The organism is Microscilla marina ATCC 23134 (assembly GCF_000169175.1).
In the GTDB taxonomy this organism is placed as follows: Bacteria; Bacteroidota; Bacteroidia; order Cytophagales; family Microscillaceae; genus Microscilla; species Microscilla marina.
In genome coordinates, this window is the sequence record NZ_AAWS01000016.1 from 118,861 (window position 1) to 139,466 (window position 20,606).

At 43.0% G+C, this 20,606-nt stretch carries 15 protein-coding genes and 11 tRNA genes; all 26 read right to left on the minus strand.

All coding sequences use genetic code 11. The features are described 5' to 3' along the window. Nucleotides 1-165 precede the first annotated feature (165 nt). The 26 genes from M23134_RS16585 to M23134_RS16705 all read right to left on the minus strand — a co-directional run bounded on the left by M23134_RS16585 (nucleotide 166) and on the right by M23134_RS16705 (nucleotide 20,434). On the minus strand, nucleotides 166-861 hold the full coding sequence (locus M23134_RS16585) for a hypothetical protein (RefSeq protein ID WP_002698146.1): 696 nt from the start codon (nucleotides 859-861) through the stop codon (nucleotides 166-168). A gap of 385 nt (nucleotides 862-1,246) precedes the next feature. Beyond that, a complete protein-coding gene (locus M23134_RS16590) occupies nucleotides 1,247-1,717 on the minus strand; it encodes a hypothetical protein (RefSeq protein ID WP_002698148.1) in 471 nt (156 codons plus the stop codon). A 15-nt stretch (nucleotides 1,718-1,732) separates the two neighbouring features. Beyond that, a complete protein-coding gene (locus M23134_RS16595; RefSeq protein ID WP_002698149.1) occupies nucleotides 1,733-2,224 on the minus strand; it encodes a phage virion morphogenesis protein in 492 nt (163 codons plus the stop codon). Between the two features lie 57 nt (nucleotides 2,225-2,281). Then, nucleotides 2,282-4,132: a phage portal protein family protein gene (locus tag M23134_RS16600; RefSeq protein ID WP_002698150.1), complete on the minus strand. Its 1,851-nt coding sequence runs from the start codon at nucleotides 4,130-4,132 to the stop codon at nucleotides 2,282-2,284. Nucleotides 4,133-4,170: 38 nt separating this feature from the next. Continuing rightward, nucleotides 4,171-4,785 (minus strand): hypothetical protein, encoded by a 615-nt coding sequence (locus tag M23134_RS16605; RefSeq protein WP_002698151.1) that lies wholly within the window; start codon nucleotides 4,783-4,785, stop codon nucleotides 4,171-4,173. Next, on the minus strand, nucleotides 4,775-6,382 hold the full coding sequence (locus M23134_RS16610; protein WP_002698152.1) for a hypothetical protein: 1,608 nt from the start codon (nucleotides 6,380-6,382) through the stop codon (nucleotides 4,775-4,777). Before M23134_RS16610 ends, M23134_RS16605 begins: the two co-directional genes overlap by 11 nt. Next, a complete protein-coding gene (locus M23134_RS16615) occupies nucleotides 6,372-6,944 on the minus strand; it encodes a hypothetical protein (RefSeq protein WP_002698154.1) in 573 nt (190 codons plus the stop codon). Before M23134_RS16615 ends, M23134_RS16610 begins: the two co-directional genes overlap by 11 nt. Before the next feature lie 246 nt (nucleotides 6,945-7,190). Continuing rightward, nucleotides 7,191-8,675, minus strand: a complete 1,485-nt coding sequence (locus M23134_RS38325; RefSeq protein ID WP_002698155.1) for a DNA-methyltransferase — start codon at nucleotides 8,673-8,675, stop codon at nucleotides 7,191-7,193. A 312-nt stretch (nucleotides 8,676-8,987) separates the two neighbouring features. Beyond that, nucleotides 8,988-9,443 carry a hypothetical protein gene (locus tag M23134_RS16625; RefSeq protein ID WP_002698156.1) on the minus strand — a complete coding sequence of 152 codons (456 nt, stop codon included), beginning with the start codon at nucleotides 9,441-9,443 and terminating at the stop codon, nucleotides 8,988-8,990. Between the two features lie 191 nt (nucleotides 9,444-9,634). Further along, on the minus strand, nucleotides 9,635-10,657 hold the full coding sequence (locus tag M23134_RS16630; RefSeq protein ID WP_002698157.1) for an ARPP-1 family domain-containing protein: 1,023 nt from the start codon (nucleotides 10,655-10,657) through the stop codon (nucleotides 9,635-9,637). Nucleotides 10,658-10,748: 91 nt separating this feature from the next. Next, a complete protein-coding gene (locus M23134_RS16635; RefSeq protein ID WP_002698158.1) occupies nucleotides 10,749-12,167 on the minus strand; it encodes a vWA domain-containing protein in 1,419 nt (472 codons plus the stop codon). Nucleotides 12,168-12,231: 64 nt separating this feature from the next. After that, entirely contained in the window at nucleotides 12,232-12,555 is a 324-nt protein-coding gene (locus M23134_RS16640; RefSeq protein WP_002698159.1) for an HNH endonuclease, read from the minus strand. 145 nt (nucleotides 12,556-12,700) lie between these two features. Continuing rightward, nucleotides 12,701-12,777: transfer RNA gene (locus M23134_RS16645), tRNA-Glu, on the minus strand. Between the two features lie 120 nt (nucleotides 12,778-12,897). Further along, a tRNA-Asp gene (locus M23134_RS16650) sits at nucleotides 12,898-12,974 on the minus strand. A 272-nt stretch (nucleotides 12,975-13,246) separates the two neighbouring features. Further along, nucleotides 13,247-13,323, minus strand: a tRNA-Glu gene (locus tag M23134_RS16655). Between the two features lie 7 nt (nucleotides 13,324-13,330). Next, nucleotides 13,331-13,432, minus strand: a tRNA-OTHER gene (locus M23134_RS41195). Between the two features lie 112 nt (nucleotides 13,433-13,544). Beyond that, nucleotides 13,545-13,618, minus strand: a tRNA-Gly gene (locus M23134_RS16660). 194 nt (nucleotides 13,619-13,812) lie between these two features. Next, a tRNA-Gly gene (locus M23134_RS16665) sits at nucleotides 13,813-13,889 on the minus strand. A gap of 577 nt (nucleotides 13,890-14,466) precedes the next feature. Then, nucleotides 14,467-14,542: transfer RNA gene (locus tag M23134_RS16670), tRNA-Ala, on the minus strand. Nucleotides 14,543-14,660: 118 nt separating this feature from the next. Beyond that, nucleotides 14,661-14,733: transfer RNA gene (locus M23134_RS16675), tRNA-Ala, on the minus strand. Between the two features lie 204 nt (nucleotides 14,734-14,937). Beyond that, a complete protein-coding gene (locus tag M23134_RS16680) occupies nucleotides 14,938-15,501 on the minus strand; it encodes an RNA ligase 1 family protein (protein ID WP_002698160.1) in 564 nt (187 codons plus the stop codon). 87 nt (nucleotides 15,502-15,588) lie between these two features. After that, nucleotides 15,589-15,661 (minus strand) — tRNA-Val (locus tag M23134_RS16685). A gap of 1,091 nt (nucleotides 15,662-16,752) precedes the next feature. Then, a tRNA-Met gene (locus M23134_RS16690) sits at nucleotides 16,753-16,826 on the minus strand. Nucleotides 16,827-16,833: 7 nt separating this feature from the next. Then, nucleotides 16,834-16,905 (minus strand) — tRNA-Ile (locus tag M23134_RS16695). A 376-nt stretch (nucleotides 16,906-17,281) separates the two neighbouring features. Further along, on the minus strand, nucleotides 17,282-18,802 hold the full coding sequence (locus tag M23134_RS16700; protein ID WP_002698162.1) for a TROVE domain-containing protein: 1,521 nt from the start codon (nucleotides 18,800-18,802) through the stop codon (nucleotides 17,282-17,284). 675 nt (nucleotides 18,803-19,477) lie between these two features. Continuing rightward, nucleotides 19,478-20,434, minus strand: coding sequence for a hypothetical protein (locus M23134_RS16705; RefSeq protein WP_002698164.1), 957 nt, complete (start codon nucleotides 20,432-20,434; stop codon nucleotides 19,478-19,480). Nucleotides 20,435-20,606: the final 172 nt, after the last annotated feature.

A 20,606-nucleotide genomic window follows, 5' to 3' on the forward strand; every position in this document is an offset into this window, starting at 1 on the left:
ATAAATAGTGTTTATAATTTAAAAGTGGTGCAGTATCCGAGGTAAAATCAAAATAGTTAAACTATCTTATAAATATACAGTGTTATTATTAGACTATACAAGGGGGCTGAGTTTATTTGCCAGTATAATGAATGGATTCATAGTTTTTTAAAGTATTACTATCGTCTAATGATGTCTAAAATGTTCTTTTGAGTTGAACTTATTAATGTAATCCAAAAAGTTGTGTCCTAATTGTGGAATTGAGAATCCTCTCATAAGACCATCAAATGTGGAGTCCATGTTTATGTATATTAATCCTCTTGTACCTAAATCTTCACACAGTTTGATGAACAAAGATTTTTCTATCTTTTTTGGCATTATATGTCTCGAAAACAGATCATGTAGACTATCATACCCCTTCAAGCCTTGAATATTTTGTTGGTTATCAAATAGAAACCAGAGTAAGGATAAATGCTTTGGGGTTAGCTCATCCACATATTCAACAAAAAACCCCTCATCACTGTAATTAAATTCTTTTTTCTGTGTGACTATTTCAAAAAGTAGTTTCGCATAGCTACTATGTTTTTCATCAAGGGATGTTTTTTGAGTTTTATGAAGTATTGAGAGCAAGAAGTCGTAAAAATCTTCACTCATTAAATATTCTTTATCAATGGCATTTTGAGCTAATCCTTCTAGCTGTTGATTGAGTTTCTCTACAAGACTATTCACTCGTTTTTGAACTATTCTGGAAGGATAGTCTATACTCCATTCTTTTATAATACTCCCTAGAACTGGCACGAAAGGAAGTATAGTTCTTGCGACGGTTTCACTGAGATGCGCAGTTTCTTGTAATTGTTTTTCTTCTGACTGGTTATTTTTCATATTCTTGATTAATATGGTGTTTATACTAGTTATTTTTCAGATACTCTTTAATCATTTGTTTATAGGTTTCAGTTGAGTTATAAGTACCTGATGGGGTGATAGATTCTATTTTACCATTGGTGTATATTCTGAAAATCCATCCAGAATAATGCCTAGCTTGTAGTTTTAGGTCTCCAATTGGATAAATATTAACCGTCTGCCCCCCTAGCTCTAAAGTACGCCTTAACTCCCTGTTCTTCTATTTGCCCAGAAAAAAATGATTTAATAATATCGTCTAAACTATACTCTGCCATAATGTTCATAACGTGACTTAAAGAAGAGCGTTACGTTTGCAACGTATAAATGAGGTGAGGATATTGCAATGTTTGTTAGACTTAAAAAACTATTAAATTTTTACCGCAACCCCACCAACCCTTTCCCGTTTTATCTGAGCTGTATAATCCTTATAACTCATTTCATAGCTTTGCTCCACCCGGTATAAATAACCATTGCCATTCACAGTACGCCTACTCACTTGAGTAAGCGTACCAAACTTACCCGATTGCCAACCGTGGAGCTGGGCGGTGATGACTTGGGAGAGCAAAAGAATACCTTTACCCGTAGTAATTTTTGCTCCAGTTTTGGCAGGTCGATAGTCTTTGCATCCCAGATGTAGGGTAAAGCTGGATTTGACCAGCAGCACCTTGTCACCCAGCGGACTGGTGTCTTCGCGGGTGATTTCTAAATAAGCAGCGGGCAAGGGATAAGGAAATTTTTCGCTGGTATTATCAAATTGTCCTTCCCACAAGTTAAAATGACGAATGCCTACTGTGGGTGTTTTGAGGCGGGCTTCTAGTTCGTTGTATAAATCAATCATAAACAGTTAGATTCTTTACTTGAATATTGTATCTAGTTCCGTGCTTATAAAATCTTCAATGGCTGCCCAAAGTTCCGGAGGGAGTGGTTCTTTGCTTGGGATGGGCATAAACTGTCGTTGGGGCAGGTGGGCGTACCTACGGTGGCTACGTACCCTCACCGAGCCGTTGCGTCCTCGTCTGGTATAAGTACGTACGGTCGCAGCGCCTTTAGCTCCTTCGTTGTGGAGTTGGGCAAGGTGAGCGTTGCCACTTGCTGCCTGCCGATCGCTGCCCACTCTAATTACCCGCCAATTGGCTTCTCTTACTTTAAAAGAAGCTTTGAGTTTGCCTGTGTCAGTAAGCAAGGGTTTGCGGTTGTTGTTGGGTTTTTGGCGGGGCTGCCAGGCGCTGCCCCGGTACGACTCGTTGGCAAAATTGCTTTGAACGTAACGTAACATTAGTCGTCCTATCCCCTGGGGTATTTGGTGGATCACTTTTCTAAACTTTCGTTCGTTGATCATCAGCATTTAAATTCTATGGTTGTTGTATGGTTCAATGGCTTTATGGTTAGCGTAAAGCGCCGTTTAAAACTTAATCAAGGTTTTGTTTCCTTTACCATCGCTGTATATCGCTTCGTTGAGAGATAGCTTGATCGGCTGCTCTATTTTGGCAGTCGTGTATTTCTTTGCTGCTCCTTTTTTGATAAAAGCAATGGTGGCGTGGGGCACATAAGTATCATACATCAGGGTGTGCCTGAACTTCGTTTTTAAGGCTTCGTGGAGCGCTACCAGGGCAGGGCTGGTTACTTCAAACTTGAGTACTTCATAGTCTTTGCCTTTTTGTTCAAATACCGAAATCGCGGTAAGTTGTACCTCCATCTCTTGTTGGGTAGCAAGTAAGGCTTCAAGTTTTTTTAAGGCATTGGGCAAAGCGTGTAGCCCATACAAGGCAGTGATGTGAGGCGTGTCTTCGTAGCCGTAGACACCTGCCCTGGGGTTGATATACAAGTCACTTACTGCGATGTCTGGCAGTAGGCTTGCCCATAATTTTTTATCTCTAATGGGCAGGATCACCGATCCATACTTAAAAAAGTCCTGGTTTTTGGCAACTTCGACATTAGTATCAAGATTACCCGTACTATCCACTTGGTTGCCCGTTTCCTGATTAGCTTCAGACTCCGTGGCAGTGTTAGTGTTTGTATCATTCTCAGCATTCTTTTTTACTACTGCCTTCACATTTTGGTCTACTGGCAATGTTGCCTTCTTTTTTACCTTGATTCCCGTAGCTTTTTCAAACTCGGTCCCGCTTACCTCAAAATGGTTCAAAGCAAGTTCCAGTGCTTTCTCCGAAATGGTTTTCTTTTGGCGCTGGAGTTCACGCAGGTAAGTATCCAGAAAAATAAAGGAGTGCCCTGCCAACGGGTAATTGAAGTCCAGCAGGCGGGGAAAAAGTTCTTCATTCACCACTGACTCTACCCTTGCCATATCGTATTCTCTGATTTCTTCGCTGGGCGTTTTGGCAATGCTGTCTTTATTCATGTAGGTTTGGGCACCGCCATCGGTATCATTGCTTAACTTGACGTGCCCCTGAATGATTTTGAGCAGCTTCTTGCTTGCCTTCTCATCCATTTTGTCAAAGGTATCAACGGTACCACCGCCACCGGAGGGAAAAGCAACCTCTACCTTTTCTTCAATATCAAACACTCCATTGAGCTCTTCTTCTACATTCAGTAAGGCATCCAATACCTCACGACGTTCTTCTCCTTCCTTGTCAGTATGCACTATTTTATAAGGCTTGCCATAATCACGATTAAATTCGGCGTGCTTTACCAGGGCATCTCTGCTGAGAATGGCATAAGGAGCAGCGTACAAAAGCAAGCCCAGAGGAAAGCGTTTGCTATGGCAGAAGATGTACCAACGCTTCAGATAATCGGCGCTAAAATCAATGCCTTCCTGATAGGCAGAGAAAGGGTAAGGCAGTACCAGTTTTCGCCCTGGAATGATGTTACGTCGTTCTACGGTGTTGATTTCTTTGATTGAATAATCATCATCGTTCAGGGTTTGCCCTATTTCAATGAGCGAATAACCATAGAACTCGGCATCGAGCACCGCATTGATGAAATCATCGAACCAACTGCCTCTTAATTTTTTGGTGGCAACCTCCTGATAATTGCCCTCCGAATCCAGCACCAGAAAAGGCTCGCCCAGTACTTTGTTTTTGCGGTTGTTGATGGCGGTGATCACTTCGGCATCGATGCACACCATATCATAGACTTCCATCAAAGGATAGGTGCGGGGCATGACCGGGCTTTCGGCAATGCGCCAGGCTTGCATCCAGTCGGCAATGGTTACCCGGTCCCTGCCGTATTGAAACACTGAGGCAAAAGCGCTCAGATGATGGGCAGCAGTAGATCGTTTTTTTGTTTTTTTAGACATTTGGCAATCATTTGTAATGTGTATGTAACTTTTAAACTCTACCACCCTTTATAATCATTCCCCCGGCTATCCTGCCTGTCGTTACCAGGTTTCACTTTCCCACCCGCAATAAGTATCCCCCGGTCCCCCGGAGGTTCTTGAGGCAACTGTGTAGGACGCTCGTTTTTCATATACACCTTGCACCAGGCAATGGCATCGTCATAGAATTGCCTAAACTGACTGGCAATCTCTACCGGGCTATTGGCAGGAACTACTCTATAAAGAGCAATGTCTACCGCAAAATCACGTACAATGGTACTGCGGGGATCGGTGGCAAGGGGCTGCCAGTAATTAGAGTTTGCTTCTGGGGCAATGCCTTGGTTGGCTTTGATGGCTCTATAGTATTTCACCTCTGGAGGCAGGTTGGTGTCCCCCACAGCGTTTACCCACACCAGTTCCCCCGCTGCGAAAGTTTGGCCAGCGCCGTTATAGGCAAACAGCCGGATAAATATTTTTGGCAACGAAGACCGGGCAGCCATATACTCCCCCATTTCTTCAATGGCCGACTTTTGGGCTTCGGCAAGCTTGCCCCAGTCCCCTTCTATAAAATCAAGCAAGTCCGCCTCGCTTAACCTTCGGCGGTAGTCGTAGCGGTGTAAAAAGTTAGAATGCATCTTTTGATCGTTTTCGTGGTACAGTTTGCGTTTTGCGTTGACTGGTGCCCTTCCCTCTGAACTTCTTGTATGCTTTCGCAAATTTTGCCACAAAAAAGTAGCGCAAGGCATCTGAAATGTGCCCAAAGGGTTGGTAGCGAATTTTGAGTTTGGTGTCTTCGATCGTTTTCTTGCTGATGGTGCCATCCTCCGCTTCTTTGGTGTATTCAAATTCCCGAATCACGGTTTTGCAACGAGCTTTGTCTACGTGCACCCGAATGCCATAGCTCTGCTTTTCTAAGATCAGGTTGATAAAATCCCCACTCTCCGAAACCCCTGGTGCCTTGGTCAGCACCATATCACGCAGGCTGGTAAAGTAAGGTTTGAGCTGCTCAAAAATTACCTTAAAATCGGAGCGCTTGTCTCTGGTTTTGGTTTGCTGGTTTTTGCCCGATGGATCACCGTGGACATAAATTCGCCCCTGGTGGGATTGGTATATTTTCAAAAAATCCTCACAAGTATGAGGGGTGGTGTTGCGAGGGGTTTTATTAAGTATCTCGTCTAAAATATACACATCAATCATCCCTTCTTCGGGGCGTACAAATACCTGAATGACTACGCAAGTTACATAAGGGTGCACATTGAAATCCCAGGTAATATCCAGGGGGTGGGCAGGGTCATACACAGCTTCATAATAATGCCCCGTATGCACGCTGGCGTCCCATTGTTTCCAAAACTCTCCCCCGCTTTTGGCCAGGGGGTCACCATAAATCAGCATCCCGTGCCGATGAGAGGCAAGGTTGGTTTCTTGTTTTTCGATATAGTTAGAGGGCAGGTTTTTGAGGTTCAAATGAGTCGCCGAAATCACCACAAACTTAGACCCTCCGCTGACCTGTTTTTTAAAATAACGAGGCGGGTCATAAATCTTTGCCTTGATTTCTTCTTCATACTCATTCAACTCAAACCAATCGTTGATCCAAGGCACCTTGGCAGGTGATGTAAAAATATATAAAGGGTTAAAGGGTTGGTTGGCAACTGTGTTCCCCTCGTCATACTCCTTATCCGTTAGGGCTTTACTAACAATACTAATATACAAACCTTGTTGGCGAAGCCTTCCTAAAATCACCTCCTGCACGGCTTCCTCACGGGTGTCCTTGGTTTCATCCAAAATCGCCCAGGCAAATTCTTTCCCGTCGTGGGCTTTGTAGTTTTCCAGGCTACCAATGAACACCACGCAGCCATTCCAAAAGCTGATTTTGTTGCGGTAGCTTTTAAAAGCGTGCCCTTCGCGGCTAAAATGCCTGGGAGGTTGGGTGCCCACCACATAGTCGCCCTCCCCCGTATGTTCATCATATTCTTCCAACCCCAGGTCTTTCCAAACCAAAAAGACCCGGTAAAGCGTTGAATCAGTGAGCTGCATATCGGTGTTGGCGCCCATAAAACCAAACACTCCGGGAAAATTGCTAATCAAACGAAACGAGATTAAACCAGCCCCGTGCGTTTTGCCTGCCCCTTGCCCCGCCATAAACAGGTTTACCGGGGTGTCGGATACATAAATATCAAACTGGGGTTTACTGGGGCGGACAGTCACTGCTTGCCCTTTCTTTTTACTCGTCATCGGTGGCGGCTCCCTCCTTGTTTTCGTTATCGTCTATTTCATTCTCATAAGGGTTGGCAATCACCACCTGTACATTTTTGGTGGTGATTTCACCCGAATGCTCCACCTTTTGGGTACCGTACCCCAGGTGTTGCGCCTTGGCACTCAGCAGTATCTTTGCCGCGTGATAATCAGGTGGCAGGTACTTTTTCACTTCCTTTACTTCTACCCGTTCTTTGTACTTATCTACCTTCACCTTTACCACCACCTGCTCTTTGTAGTACATCCCCTGGGTGCGTTGTACCAGGGTACTTTGGGCAAGGTCTACGGTAATGGAATCCCCAATCTGGTTGGCTTCGGCTACTTTTTTGGCAAAGCTTTGATTGTTTTTAAGCCAGTGATAAACCGAGCTGCGCGATACCTTGACTCCCAATTGTTGGCTGGCGCGTTCACAGGCAAGTTGGCGGTTACCTCCGGTATGCACGAGTGCCTCCACAAAAGCCTTTTGCTTGTCAGGAGTCGTGTAGTGTTCGGTAGCCTTGCTTTTCCTTTGGGGCGATATGTTTTTTTTATCTTTGCTCATTTTGCTTCGCGCGCGCCCGCGCATGGGCGTGTACAATTTGCCCAATGTAAGTTGTTGTTACTTAGTAATAGCCTGCATGCATTGGGTAGTTACAAAAGTGCGCAATTGAAAAAGCGTAAACAGCAGTTTGTTATGAGAATGGAGAAATAGGCAAGGCGTGGTGGTATAATTTGCCTAAAGCAAAAAATAAAGGTGAAGGGAGTGGGTCAGCAAAGCCGTGCCTAACTGATCAGACACGGCTTTAGATTATTTAGGCATCAGAGGGGCAAGGGCTTCCTCCGTCATTAACTCACCATTGCGTGTGATCTCAAATGGTTTGTTTTCGGTTTGGCAATGATGAATAAACCGGGTAAGAATGCCTTGCATATAGCCCGGTTCGTACTCAACACCATAGCAAATACGGCGGGTGCGTTCAGCTGCCATCAGGGTGGTACCCGAACCCAAAAAGCAGTCCAACACAATGTCTCCCTCGTTGGTGGTATCAAGCAGGGCATCAGCAATCATCCGGACGGGCTTGGGAGTAGGGTGGTTTTCCAAAGCTCCCAACTTGCCAAACTCTTTGCGTTCTTCATTAGAGAAGTCGTTGGCTGATTTGTAGTCCCATACATTGGAACGGAAACGGTCTTTAAGTTCCAAATGAGACAAGTGTTTTGCCTCCCCTGATTTGAAGATAAAACAGAATTCGTGTTTTGCCCTATAGAAGCTGCCATTTGCCTGAATAGATTTGTTCCAAACGCAGACTTGTTTGGGTTCACGGCTGCCATATACTTTGCCTCCAGCTTCGCACATGTGCCAGGCGTGGCGAAAGTCCATAAAGTGGAAATGGATACTACCATCTACGGTGTGTTGTACGGCGTGACGCATATAGGTAGCAAGAAACTCCACGAACTCCTGGTCATCCATTTCGCCCGCTGCCATCGAGAAGTCTTCGTGCTGTACCTTGCCTAATCCCCCAAATAGACTGTAAGGGATGTTATAAGGTGGGTCGGTAATAAGAATCCTTGCTAATGATCCATTCATTAGGGTTTCAAAGGTTGCTGCCAAAAGGCTGTCCCCACAGATGAGGCGGTGTTTGCCATTGAGTTCATATACATCTCCTTTTTGTACGACTACCTCGGCTTCTTCGTCAGGCATAAAGTCTTCGTGTTCTTCGGCGTAGGGAGCCTCGCCTCCTTCACTGCCATTACCACCCAGTCCGAAAGTATCAAAGGTTTGCTCAAAGCGGGGCATAGAAAACTCAGGGAGGTTGATTTCAAACTTGAGCTGAGGAAAGTTGAGGTCGTACTGTTCAATGAATTCAGCAAGCCCTTGTTGGGTCACCTCGCCGTAGCCGGAAGAATAAAGGAGCACCAACTTGGCCGCTTCTTCTTTGGAGTCTGCCTCGATGATGAGCGCAGGCAGTTCTGCGGGGATGGTAATTTCATAGAATTGATCCTGCCCGGTATCGGCATCGCGTACTGTTGCCCCACCCTCTTGTTCAATGCGACGCAGTACGGTATCACGGCGTTTGCCGTCTACACACCAGTGTTTGCCCGCTTGATCTTGCCAGACATAAAAAGGGGCTACGAACTGGTTATTGACTAACGAGCTGACCACTTTTTGGTACTGTTCATCGGTAGATACCTTGAAGTTGTCATGCTGGATAAACTGCATTGCCTTCCAGTCAATCATCTCTAATCCTAAAATACGGGAGCGGAGGGCTTCGGGAGTGGGGGTTTGATCTTTTGTCATAATTGAGTTTGGGCTTTATAAATAGTCGTTTTGATGGCAGGCTTACCTAATATTAATAGTTTTTTATAAGTATAACTATTAGTTTTAAATGTTTACCATATAGGTTACCAAACACTTGTTTTTATTTATAAGTTATTGATATACAGTGTTTTAAATTGAAAGAAAAAGTCCTTTTGATGATGAATCAAACGTTCTAACCGAAGTAACGCTCTTTTACGGCACCTTTTAGTTTTTTCAATTTCAATAGCAGTAAGCTATGAACTTCAAGCGACAAGTGGTTGTTGCTACTTGTCGCTTAAAGCTTGTATCTATTTAATCTAAAGCCCGCAAATCGGGTTGTACCCAATGTCTACGGGCTTCTTCAGACTCCAGAGTAACACTGTTGTAATATGCATTGATCAAGGTTTCGTCTGACAAATCGCTGTTTACCAAATCGTTGGCAAACTCACTGATATCCTGTCCTTCGTCATAAACCAACGCATATTTGCGTACTGCCCACACCCAAAACAAAGTGCGGGTTTCGTGGTAGCCTTTGCGTTTACTCGCCACAAAACCCAACGTTTTGCGGTGATACTTTTTAAAAGTCTCACGAACAAAATGCAAAGCATCGTGATGGGCATAATGGCGCACTGCCCATAGTATCAGCGTAAGCCTTGCCGAATGTCCCCATTCTGATTGAGGCAAAGTACCACTACTAAGCCGCCACACCAGGTTTTCTACTGCCTTGTTGTCTGGATAATATTTCTTGGTGATTTGTGCGTATTTCATTAGTTTATTTATAAGCTACAGGTGGCAAGATACAATCTGAAAGATGCTGATATACAACATCTTAACACTTATTTTTCGCTTGTAACCTATAGCTCCTTCTATTGTCATCTGTCTAAATTACTTAATAATGAAGGCTCAAGCAGCAAACAACCGTACTGGTTTTTACACGTGTTGCTTACACCTTGTCGCTCCTAAACCACCGCCACCTTTTCGTTAAACAATGACGCATAAGCCATTTGGTTGCCATGCATCACCATTTGTCCAGCAAAAGCCCCAGCACGAACAGTAAACAAGCGGTGTTCCTTGTTTTCCTGCTCTTTGGTAGAACTGTAGGTTACCTCGCCCAAGTCGTTCAACATGGTTTCGGCAGTTTTTACCCGTTTGTGTTGCAAAGCCTCGTAGCGTTCTTTCAGCATCTTAAAAGAAGTCAAACCCTGTACATTCAACGCTTCTCCTTTGGTAGCAGATCGCTGAGCGTAGGCTTCGGCAAGGCGCAAAGGTGCATAACAATACATCACCAACGGGGTGTGTAGTTCTGCCCAAAATGCCGCATCAGGTGCCAACTCTATCCCCACAATCTCATCGTTGAGCAAAAAGATAGCCCCCGTTTGCTCAGGTTGTGGCTCTAAGTGATACACCGTTTGTAACAATTCGGGCTGAAAAGCCTGTTTCATTTCATCCAAGTGTCCACGTGCCTTCAAGCCCAGCTGGGTATTAAAGGTAGTAATAGACTGCCACAACTTGCCGTATTCTTCTTTGCCTTTCAGCGCTAAAGCGGCTTTACGCAAACTATGCGGCAATACAATAAATCGGTCGTCCGACTCTTTGATATAACCACCCTGAGATTCTTGGATACAACATGCATCCTTAAACTCTCTTTCTTCGCCCGCGTTTAGCACCCAAGAGGTACACATGGCGTGGTTTTGTGCACCCAACTGAAAATACCCCAAATTAAGGGGCACAATGGCGGGGCGATTGCCTGAGTTTTTCAAAATCATTTGCCCATAGTTAGTCACCTTGGTCAGCGACAAAGCGGTTTCGGGCAAGGCATATTGTGCCTTGGTGCATTCACTGCCAAACAGCGGAATCATTCCTAAATGACCATAGCGCAATGGTTGCCCTACTTTTCGGTCTTTTAGTAAACGTCCCAACTGGTTTTCCTTCGCTTGCGTGGGATGTTGGTCAGTCAAGTTTTTCCACAAATTCATTTTCATAGTGTTAGGTATATTTTATAAGCGTCAAGCGGTGAGTCACAAGCGGCAAGTATACTACACTTGTCGCTTGAAACTGGTGGCTTGCTGCTAATTAATTCAAAAACATCTGCATCGAATTTTGCAATACATCCACGATACGATTGGGTCGCAATGCAAACTGTATATTCAACCAAGTAGGCATTAAACCTTTTTCTCCGGTTTCTAATATCAATGGCGTATCTTTGCCCAACGCCTGACGGTGCTCGTAAGCCTCACGTACTGTAAAAGCAGGTAAAATGTGTACAAAAGGAGTTTCTACCCCTAAATTTTTCAAGCCTTGCAATACCATTTCAGCATCGCCTTGCTCCACATTTTCATAACCATCGCTTACTACCAATACTGCATCGGGCTGATGCTCCATGGCTTCTAAAATGCCCTCGGCAAGGGTGGTAACTCCCTGTGCCTGTGGGAAATCAGTCGTTTGTTGATTGCCTACTTGTACTATAGTTAACTCAGAGGTTCGTTTCTCTAATACTTGAGTCAAGGCTGTCGCAATGGATAAGTTGTTATACATACGCGCGCCAAACCCTAGCATAGAGTAAGACGTATCCAACACCAGTGCTACTTTAGCATCCCAGTGGGGTATTTTGCTTGATTCGGCAAGAATTTTCTGGGCAACCCATTCATCTTGCATACCCTCTATGTATTGTTTTCGGATACGATCTACCAAATTGGTTGAGTTTGCCCCCACCAATTCGCCTCCTACGATATACTCTCGTTTTACTTTGTTTTTACCCGCCAATCGTCTCACTTGCGATGCCTCGGTTTTAGGGTGGAAAGTAGCCGCTAAACCTCTCAATACTTTGTAAGGCAAGCCTTTACCATTTTCCAGTTTTTTGCGAGACTGCAAGTAAGCATTCAGCTGTTTGTGCGAAGTTTCACTCAATTTGCCAAACAAAAACAAGTACACATCTTTTACCAAGGCAGGAGTATTGTTACCTGCGCAGTGGTAAATATATTTATCGAGATACGCGTTTTGACGGTCGTTGCGTTTGGTCTTGCTCAACAACATAAAGTGAACACAAGTTTGGGTTGCTTGCTTACCCAATGCGTGAGTCAATAGTTTGGCAATCAATGCGCGGTGACTTACTGCCCATTGTTCTAGGTGGGGTGAGCCCAAAATATAGGTTTTGATCCAGGTTGCCGTGCGTTGGTTGTTTACCTTAAGCGTGACCAGTTTCCCGAAACCTTCCAATACCTTGGTGACCTCCAAAAAGGGTAATACTTCGCTCATCAGGCGGTCTTCTGTGCGCTTGGCATCAAGCGAAACAGGTTTGCCATCTTGTTCGGTGACAGCTAACAGTCGTTGGATAATTTGCATACTATCTTCAACGCTCAAACTGGGTAAGTTTAGCAAAGATGCATACAACATCCGATTGTGCTCTAGCAAGGTGTTATGCGAGGTTTCAGATAAAGGCATCTGGTCTTGCACTACTTGCTTAATCAGTTGATTAATAGTTTGCTTGTCCATTTTTTTGTTAGGTTATTTAAATTACTAGCGACAAGTCAAAGCCTCTACACAGACTGACCTATAACTAGGTAAATTGGTTAAGTTTTTCGGACTGTCTCACAGCCACTTCTTTAGTTGTTCCAATCATTTGGTACAAATCGTTCGGGTGCATTCCTGCTTCCCATGTTGTTCCATTAGAAATATGGTATTGCTCAGCAAGCAAATGATGATGCGAGCATAGCGTAATGCCATTTTCTTTGACATACCCGCCGTGAGGCATTTCGCTACGGTCGGTAATGTGGTGTGCATCGAGGCTTTCGGTCATGTCACAAAAAACACAAGTGTGCCCATCCCGTTCGAATACTTCGTCTCTGAAACGACGCCGTATTTGTTTCTTTTTTTGCCCCATAGTTATATAAAAAAGATAAGGGAACAGGTATAAGCTTGTCGTTGCTCTTTTGCGAGCATATTCGTTTGGCAGAACGTGACAAAACCCATTCAGTTCTTTTAATTTCTTAAGTCTATATTGATAATGAAAATAAGTGATTCAATTATGGTAGTGCCGACGGGGTTCGAACCCGCGATCTTCTGCGTGAAAGACAGACGACTTAACCAACTTGTCCACAGCACCATTTAGAAAAAAAAGATAAGAGAGCAGCTAACCTTAGCCAGCACAGGAGTCGAACCTGCCTTTTTATGTTCTTGGCATAAAACGTTGTCCAAACTCTGGTTAAGAACCACTCAGTTCTTTTGGCGGACTTGATGGGATTCGAACCCACGATTTCCCGATAGACAGTCGGGTGCATTAAGCCACTATGCTACAAGTCCAGATTGAAAAAAAAGATAAGAGAGCAGCTAATCTCAACTAGCGCGGGAATCGAACCCACCTGTAATGTTATCGGCATATCACGCGTACCATACTCTAATTAAGAACTACTCAGTTCTTTAGTTTCTTTGTAAAGTTTTATAATCACTTATTTTCAATATTGTAGAGCCAAACGAACAGGTAACTTACAGATGAGGGAATCGAACCCTTGTAGGAGTGGTAGGTAAACCACTCTGGCAACCTTTGCCAATTTGTAAACCGCTCAGTGCTCTTATGGTAGTGCCAACGGGGTTCGAACCCGCAATCACCTATTCGAAAGACAGGTGGCGTAACCAATTTGCCTACAGCACTATAAATGCGGACTTGATGGGATTCGAACCCACGTTGCTTGTTTGTCTTTTCCTGATATTCATCAGGGGGAGCGACAGTCGGGTGCATTAAGCCACTATGCTACAAGTCCAGTGTTAAAAAAAAAGATAGGGGAGCAGGCATCATTTTGCATTACTCTGCTTATGAGGCAGATTTCTGTTTGTTTGGAAGAACAACGCAAAACCCACTCAGTTCTTTTTTTGAGGCATTGGCGGGACTCGAACCCGCTATCTCCACATTGGAAGTGTGGCAGTGCAACCTGTTCACCTTCAATGCCTTTTGGTGTTAAAACGTCGTTATTAAGCTTCTCAAAAATCCTTCATACATTGTCAATGTTTGTATTTACTCAATGGGTACTGATCGCCATAACTTGGGCAACACTACCGACTCCTGACTAAACACTATCGACTAATAAAAATAGCTGGATGAAGAATAGGAAGGAATTGAGAGGTGGGACGTTTTTGCAAAAGATGGAGACGCTGATGGGGCTCGAACCCACAAACTCTGCCTTGGCACGGCAGTGGTGCAACCAATTCACCTTCAACGTCTTATAATAAAAGAAAGGCAACAATCAAGAAAACCATCGCTTTTACCCGTTTGCCCAGTTAGAAAAACTTAGAACAACTTAGGGCATTGAGCCGGCAATTCTACATCTACTAGAGACTTGCATTTTTACTTATGAAGGTAAAAACATTTTGCCTGGTTGGTTTTTAACCCAACTTCACTCATTCGGTCGCCCGAATTACGCTACCTTAGGATCGTTATAGTTACGAAGTAAGTTTCCTTTACGACACTTTCTTTTTCTTTAGTTTGAAAAAAAAGAGGTGATAATCGACAAACGCATTGCCCACCTAAATAGGGCACGGAACCTGTTTATTAAACTTTCGAGGTCCCGATAAGAATCGAACTTACGAAGTAACGCTTGTCTACGACACTCAATTTCTTTTTTTCATTATCAATATGTCAAAGAATATTTTTTAGGTGCATTATAAAGACAAAGGAGTAACAAGCGACAAGTCACTGTTGATAATAGATACAAAGTCTACGAAGTAAGACTCACCTACGACATCCTTATATTTATGTAAATAATCACCCAAAAAACCGCCTACCCTTATGGTAAGCGAATGGTGTAGGGTAACGGATTTGAACCGTTATTTTCTGCGTGCAAGGCAGGAGTTCTTGCCAATTGAACTAACCCCACAATTCGACCAATACTTTTTTTAGTCAGATACTACACCCTTTTACTCCCTGGCAAAACAGTATAGGTGTATTGGTCTTTTATGTCATGTAAAAGTTTACCCTTATGGCAAACCAAGTAGTGTAGGGTAACGGAATTGAACCGTTATTTTCTGTATGCAAAACAGAGGTTCTCGCCAATTGAACTAACCCCACAATTCGACCAATACCATGGCATTTTTTGTATTGGTCTTTTTTATAGTATTCATAGTTGTTGTTGCACTGTAATAGATGCTGTAAACGGTACTAAAAACCGCTCAGAGGGTGTTATCATCACCCAATCACTCAACAATGAGCGAAGCGGAAACCATATAACCATTAAAAAATCAGTTTTTTGGGTTAACTCACCCGTTCAAAGCTTCATTCAAAGTCTTTTACCTTGATTTTTACCATCTCTCCATTGGGATGATGCCACACAATACCTTCTATGCCTGTATTGTTGCCTAACCTGCTTTTTTGCTGAGGCAACCAAGCTTTTAGTGCTTCAAAAGTAGTAGGCACATTTGCCAGTGTGATTTTCTCTCGCCACTTGGGCAATGAGAAAATAAACACTTGGTTGTTGCTCAAATTGAGCGGATTGCCTTGAATATTTTTGCCTAATGCCTCTGCCGACCACTCGCCGTCGGGCACTGTTGTAAAGTCTGTATTGCGCACCGCGTCAAAAATCCATTGATCGGCACTGCCAAACTCGTCAGCGTCTATATACCAGGGCTCGCTAATGCCCTGTTGCTTTTGTACCTTGTTAGGATTTCGCCGTTTTTCTACCCTTACTACAGTATGGTTTCTTACCGTCAGTCGGATGTTCATTCCATCCAGCTTTTCGGTAGCCGTGGCATTTTCAAAGTCAAAATCCACTGCTAGTTGGGCGTTTACCTTTCGGTTAGTCTCCCAGTTTCGGTCAAAAATAGTTTTGATTTTTCTCATTGCTATCTGATAATCAATCTTTTATAGTTATGTAAAACTTGGTTGCTTCACTTATAGCTCATCGCTAAACCTTTGAAGCTTTATTAGTAGTGGAGGCAGGACTCGAACCTGCGATTATTTGGATGTAAACCAACTGCCTTTGCCGCTTGGCTACTCCACCATTTTGTTTTTGACTCAATTATTACTCCTCCAGAACTTTTTTAAAAAAGTCCCCTTTCGGGGCTAGGGAGGATGTTGGTATTTTAGTGTGTCTTTTAGCATATTCGTTTGTATTTAGGGTGAATAAATTCTTAGTAAAAAAAAGGCTACAAACGAGCAACGACTGTTTACAGTATCTTCTCCAAATTAGACGACCTCACGTAATCGCGAGGGCAGGATTCGAACCTGCATCTCTGGCGTGACGGGCGAAGTAACGCTGCTCTACGGCACTTTTTAGTTAGAGGCTTTCGCCAAAATTTTAATGTTTTATAAAAAAGGTAACAATCAGCAAGTGAGACATAAACAAAATGTTTGTTCAGATGCTCTAACCCTCTGAGCTACTGCCGTCGTGTATTGCTATTCATTTTATGGAGGACGACAGACAGGATTCGAACCTGTGACCCTCTGCCCCGCGAAGTAACACTTGCTTACGACACTTTTTTTCTTGTTGGCTTTCGCCAAAATTTGAATATTTTTAAAAATGAGGCTACGAGCGAAAAGTGACTATAATTATATTCGTGTCTTCAACCACTCGACCAACGCTTGCACGTACAGGATTCGAACCTGTGATTTCTTCTCAGAAATGCGAACGAAGTAACACTCTTCTACGGCACTCAATTTTTTTTGAGGTAACAGGCAAAAAGTCACTTAGAGCTTGTTTAGATTTTCGTTTTTGAGAGTGATTGTGATGAATTTGCTATTAGCATGCGTTAAATTTTGAGTTAATAGCAGCGCTATTGACAAAAAGTTTAACAAAATGATGATAGTCAAAGTCGCGCAATAACCCCAAAGGATGAAGTCTAAACAAGCTACTATATCGCGTCTACCAATTCCGCCACACTGACTGTTACCAGACAATGGCAGGACTCGAACCTGCACGTCCTAAGACAATAGATTTGCTATCGAAGTAAGACTTTTTTACGACACTCAAATTTTTACTTTTGTTAATTAAGCGGTCATGAGGACGCACTTGCGCCCCCCAACGACCAACTTATGCCTTGAAAGTCAGCCATTTGAAAAATAGTACTGCCTCCAAACACATTACAAAACCAGTAGCGAAGGCAGGATTCGAACCTGCGATTTCTTGATTATGAGTCAAGTGCTCTAGACCACTAAGCCACCTCGCCAAATGAGTAGCGAGCATGGGATTCGAACCCACACTTACTTGATTATGAGTCAAGCGCTCTCCCCTTAAGCTAACTCGCAATATTGAGAAAAAGAGGCAACAAACGACAAGTCCCACATACTCCCCGTGAAGGGAGAATAGATGACAAATCTACCGAAGGATGACTCGCCTACGACACTCTTTTTACTTTTGGTTTTAGTATTTTGTAATGTTTTTCGCGTTTCTGATTTTTTCAATCAAAAAACAAATCATTAACAATCAACAACTTATCAAAGAACGTTTGTGCCTATATAAACACAGTTTTGTATTTATGAAATTTTCAATAATTTCAATTAATTCAATATTAAATCGTTCCGACAAACCCTCGTTTGCGTTTGAAGGCGATAAACTCTATTTGAATTAATGCTTTGAAAATCCCCCCACTCTTTCTCAAAAATGAGGGGAGAGAGGGGAATTTTAGATTACCGTATTTTTAATTTCGCTTACCGCTGATTGACCATTTTCCAGGGCTTCTAATATTTCAAAAACCTTGTCTGACCAACCCGCAATCAATGCTACATCATCCTTTTTGATTTCTAGCGGAGACTGTCCATACCCTGCCAAATCAAACAAGTACAATTTGGCGTTAGGCGCTATTTTTTTGTACTGAGCCCAGTATTTGGCAATAGACTCGCCCGAGTAGTGACTGTTCCACAATTGACAATCTGTAAAAATCATCACCTTGTCTACTTTTTGCTTACGCTTGATCAAATCCTTGATCACCAGGTAGCCATTCGTAGAGTAACCCACCTCACCCATTCGGTTGCGTAGGGCATCGGCATTTGCCAATACCTGCTTACGCGGTAGGTTGATGATTTTCCAGCGATCGCCAAAAATACCTGACATCACCGATTGACAATTTGACTGTAGCAACATGCCCAACACTAGCCCTATGTCATACATTTGCACCGAGCTTCGTGGAGAAATCGGTCCACACATCGAGCCCGAAGTATCGCAGGCAATCAACACATCTGTGTTTTCGTCAAACCCTTTTAGGTTTTGAGTACTTGCCAAAATAGCCGCTTCCAGTGCTTCTAGCACCTTGCTCACTCTAGGCGACTTTACGCTTTTGAGTTCGCGGTATGCCGATAAAAACCTGAATGGCAGTTGCTTAGCGCGTGCCACTTGGGCTGGGTCGCTCAATCGGGTTGCCACCTTGGCTAGGTGTTCGGTGCTGATGCCTGCCTCCAGCATATTGCGTAGATTTCGCATCAGTGCCATATACCCCAATCGTTGGCTGTCAATCAATTCTTGCCATTTGGCACGAAAAGCCGAAGCTTTTTCGCTGTCGTTGGCAAATTTTTGTTGCCCTAGTTCCGACAGTTGGGTTTCCCAAGTGTAGGGAATCTCCAACCCATCGTTTACAATCTTGTCAAACAAGCTTTGTTGGGCATCGTCTTTTGCTTTTGGGTGCACCAAAAACAAAGCATCGCGCAGTTTTACCTCGTTGGGTCGGTTGTATTTGGCAAATTGGTATTCATCGAACTTGTTGAAAGCCAGTGCCAAACCACGCTGCAACTGTTTAGACAATCGGTTCAATTTTTTAGTGCCTTGGCGTTGATTTGCGGCTTGGTAGTAAGCAAGCAACTCGGCAATTTCGTCGGCACGTTTCACTACCCGGCTCACCAGACGGCTTATCAAGTCATCACCGTTGTGTACCTTGGCTAGTTCTACAACAAGCACTAGCGGTACCGACCGCAAGTACATTTTTTCTCTGGCATACACAGCAAGTTGAGCTACAAACAACGGATCGTTTTTTTTGATCAACTCACGTAAGCGCGCTATTCGCTTCAAACCATCCCCTTCGTAAAAAGTCTTACTCAACGAAGTGGTTACTACGGCAGTGTAGAGTTCGAGGGTAGCCGAAATTTTGTAGGCTGGTGCCCCCTCATAATTGGTGATTTGGTTTGAGCCTTTTGCTTTTGTGTTAAACTTCATCGTTTTGTTGCGGTTTCGTTTTGGGTGATGACTTGAACTTTTTTAATCCAATCTTAGATTTTAACAAGTGTGAGTACTTGTTTTTTGGTGTAAGATTGTCGCCAAACCCGTCAAGCCTTGGGGTATAGGCACAAAAAAACCCGAACTTTTTTGAGTTCGGGTTTGGTTTATATCTTAGTATAGTTCTATTTCAGTACCTGTACTTTGACTTAAACACACCCGAACGAGCGCAATCCCAATCCTGACTGCCCATCCCAAGAGATGCTCTAAATTCGACGATATGTGTGTTTAAATATTTCATTTTTGAAAGTTGTTATTCTTTTTTGGTTTGTGCTACAAAGGTAGTGTAAAGAGTTTTATGTTTCCAAAATTAATTGCGAATAATTTTAAATTAATTTACAATTAATTGATTTTCAGTATTTTAATAATATGAAGTATTGAACTTCTTTACTGCTTTGTTTGTTGTTACGCAACTATTCCGAAAAGGTTTTGATTTTTTCTACTTTTTCATTTTTGCACAAAAGCAAGAAGATAATTGCGTGGGTATATACAGCCTCTTGCCGAAAGGTAACCTGAGTTTGCCAAAAAAAATAGCACGCTATACATTTTGTTAGCGTGCTAGGTGTCTTGGTTTTGTTTTATGGGGTAGAGGGGGTGTAAGGTTTGAAAGGTAAATTAATCAAGATATATTATAGAGAAATATCCTTTACCATCGTTACCCATAGGAACATGTTTGGGGTTTATGACTGTACCATTAGCGTTGATGGAAACTAGATAATTAGGCGATGCATGAAGTGTTTGTGTAATACTAAAAAATTGCCCAATTGCTAACTCTTGAGTATCAGTCGTGTTAGAGTTTGTTCCTTTATATTCAAGGTTAAGCTTTACATTACCAACATTCTTAATCTCAAATTTACCATCCGTAGGTGTTATATAGCGAAATAGACTTCCCAAACCTCCGGCATTATAACCTACTACAGTGAGTTTTGAAACATAGTCTATCTTTTGCCCATCTACATAAAATTCCACATCCATCACTTGAGCAAAAAGTTTCACCTGAGCCTTTAACTCTACAGCTTCCTCCCCATTTTCACCTTGGGTTTTTCCTTTGATGGTTACCTCTACCGTATTGTCGCCCATAGGCAGCAAGCTTTGAAAGCCTATTCCATTTAATCGGTTGCCATGGATGACCCCTAGCTCAAGCAAAGGTACAATGCCGTCTTCTGAAGCTCCGGCGAGTTTATCAATCGATTTTGGGAAAATCTCAAACTGAGGATTGTTAGACTCTATAGTTACATCGGTGATGGCTCGATCACCATTGTTGCTTAGGATAAAATAAAATGATTTACTCGCCTTAAGGTTGCCCAAATCAAAGTTTGCCACCTCGGTAGTTCGCTGATTTTTAGCCGTTTCGTAAGGCACATAAGTTACCCCATCAATCACTTGTTTGCGTACCCTTTGGTTGGCGTGCATTTGGGTAAGCCCAAACTTTCCAGCCGTTTTTACTTTTACTTCTTCCACAGGGTCGGGAGTAACTGGTGTAGAAGGGTTTACAGCATCCTTCTTTTTACAAGCTACAACTGCAGTCATTAACCCAACAAAGACCGCTAAATAAATTTTTACTTTTTGCATGTTGATTTCTTATCTGAAAATTATCATTTATGAGAAAACAGGTTGGTTGATAAACCTTCTAATGGTATATACCAAACACGATGACTTCAAATGGACGTAATTTCTTGATTTTTTACAAGAAAGATAACCACCCATTGCAAAAAATAGCACGCTATACATTTTGTTAGCGTGC

Excerpts from the sequence above, each read along its gene's own strand:
- M23134_RS16610 (WP_002698152.1), bottom strand. The coding sequence starts at position 6,382 with ATGACGAGTAAAAAGAAAGGGCAAGCAGTGACTGTCCGCCCCAGTAAA.
- M23134_RS16600 (WP_002698150.1), bottom strand. The coding sequence starts at position 4,132 with ATGTCTAAAAAAACAAAAAAACGATCTACTGCTGCCCATCATCTGAGC.
- M23134_RS38325 (WP_002698155.1), bottom strand. The coding sequence starts at position 8,675 with ATGACAAAAGATCAAACCCCCACTCCCGAAGCCCTCCGCTCCCGTATT.
- M23134_RS16635 (WP_002698158.1), bottom strand. The coding sequence starts at position 12,167 with ATGGACAAGCAAACTATTAATCAACTGATTAAGCAAGTAGTGCAAGAC.
- M23134_RS16705 (WP_002698164.1), bottom strand. The coding sequence starts at position 20,434 with ATGCAAAAAGTAAAAATTTATTTAGCGGTCTTTGTTGGGTTAATGACT.
- M23134_RS16585 (WP_002698146.1), bottom strand. The coding sequence starts at position 861 with ATGAAAAATAACCAGTCAGAAGAAAAACAATTACAAGAAACTGCGCAT.
- M23134_RS16595 (WP_002698149.1), bottom strand. The coding sequence starts at position 2,224 with ATGCTGATGATCAACGAACGAAAGTTTAGAAAAGTGATCCACCAAATA.
- M23134_RS16590 (WP_002698148.1), bottom strand. The coding sequence starts at position 1,717 with ATGATTGATTTATACAACGAACTAGAAGCCCGCCTCAAAACACCCACA.
- M23134_RS16625 (WP_002698156.1), bottom strand. The coding sequence starts at position 9,443 with ATGAAATACGCACAAATCACCAAGAAATATTATCCAGACAACAAGGCA.
- M23134_RS16630 (WP_002698157.1), bottom strand. The coding sequence starts at position 10,657 with ATGAAAATGAATTTGTGGAAAAACTTGACTGACCAACATCCCACGCAA.
- M23134_RS16700 (WP_002698162.1), bottom strand. The coding sequence starts at position 18,802 with ATGAAGTTTAACACAAAAGCAAAAGGCTCAAACCAAATCACCAATTAT.
- M23134_RS16640 (WP_002698159.1), bottom strand. The coding sequence starts at position 12,555 with ATGGGGCAAAAAAAGAAACAAATACGGCGTCGTTTCAGAGACGAAGTA.
- M23134_RS16605 (WP_002698151.1), bottom strand. The coding sequence starts at position 4,785 with ATGCATTCTAACTTTTTACACCGCTACGACTACCGCCGAAGGTTAAGC.
- M23134_RS16615 (WP_002698154.1), bottom strand. The coding sequence starts at position 6,944 with ATGAGCAAAGATAAAAAAAACATATCGCCCCAAAGGAAAAGCAAGGCT.
- M23134_RS16680 (WP_002698160.1), bottom strand. The coding sequence starts at position 15,501 with ATGAGAAAAATCAAAACTATTTTTGACCGAAACTGGGAGACTAACCGA.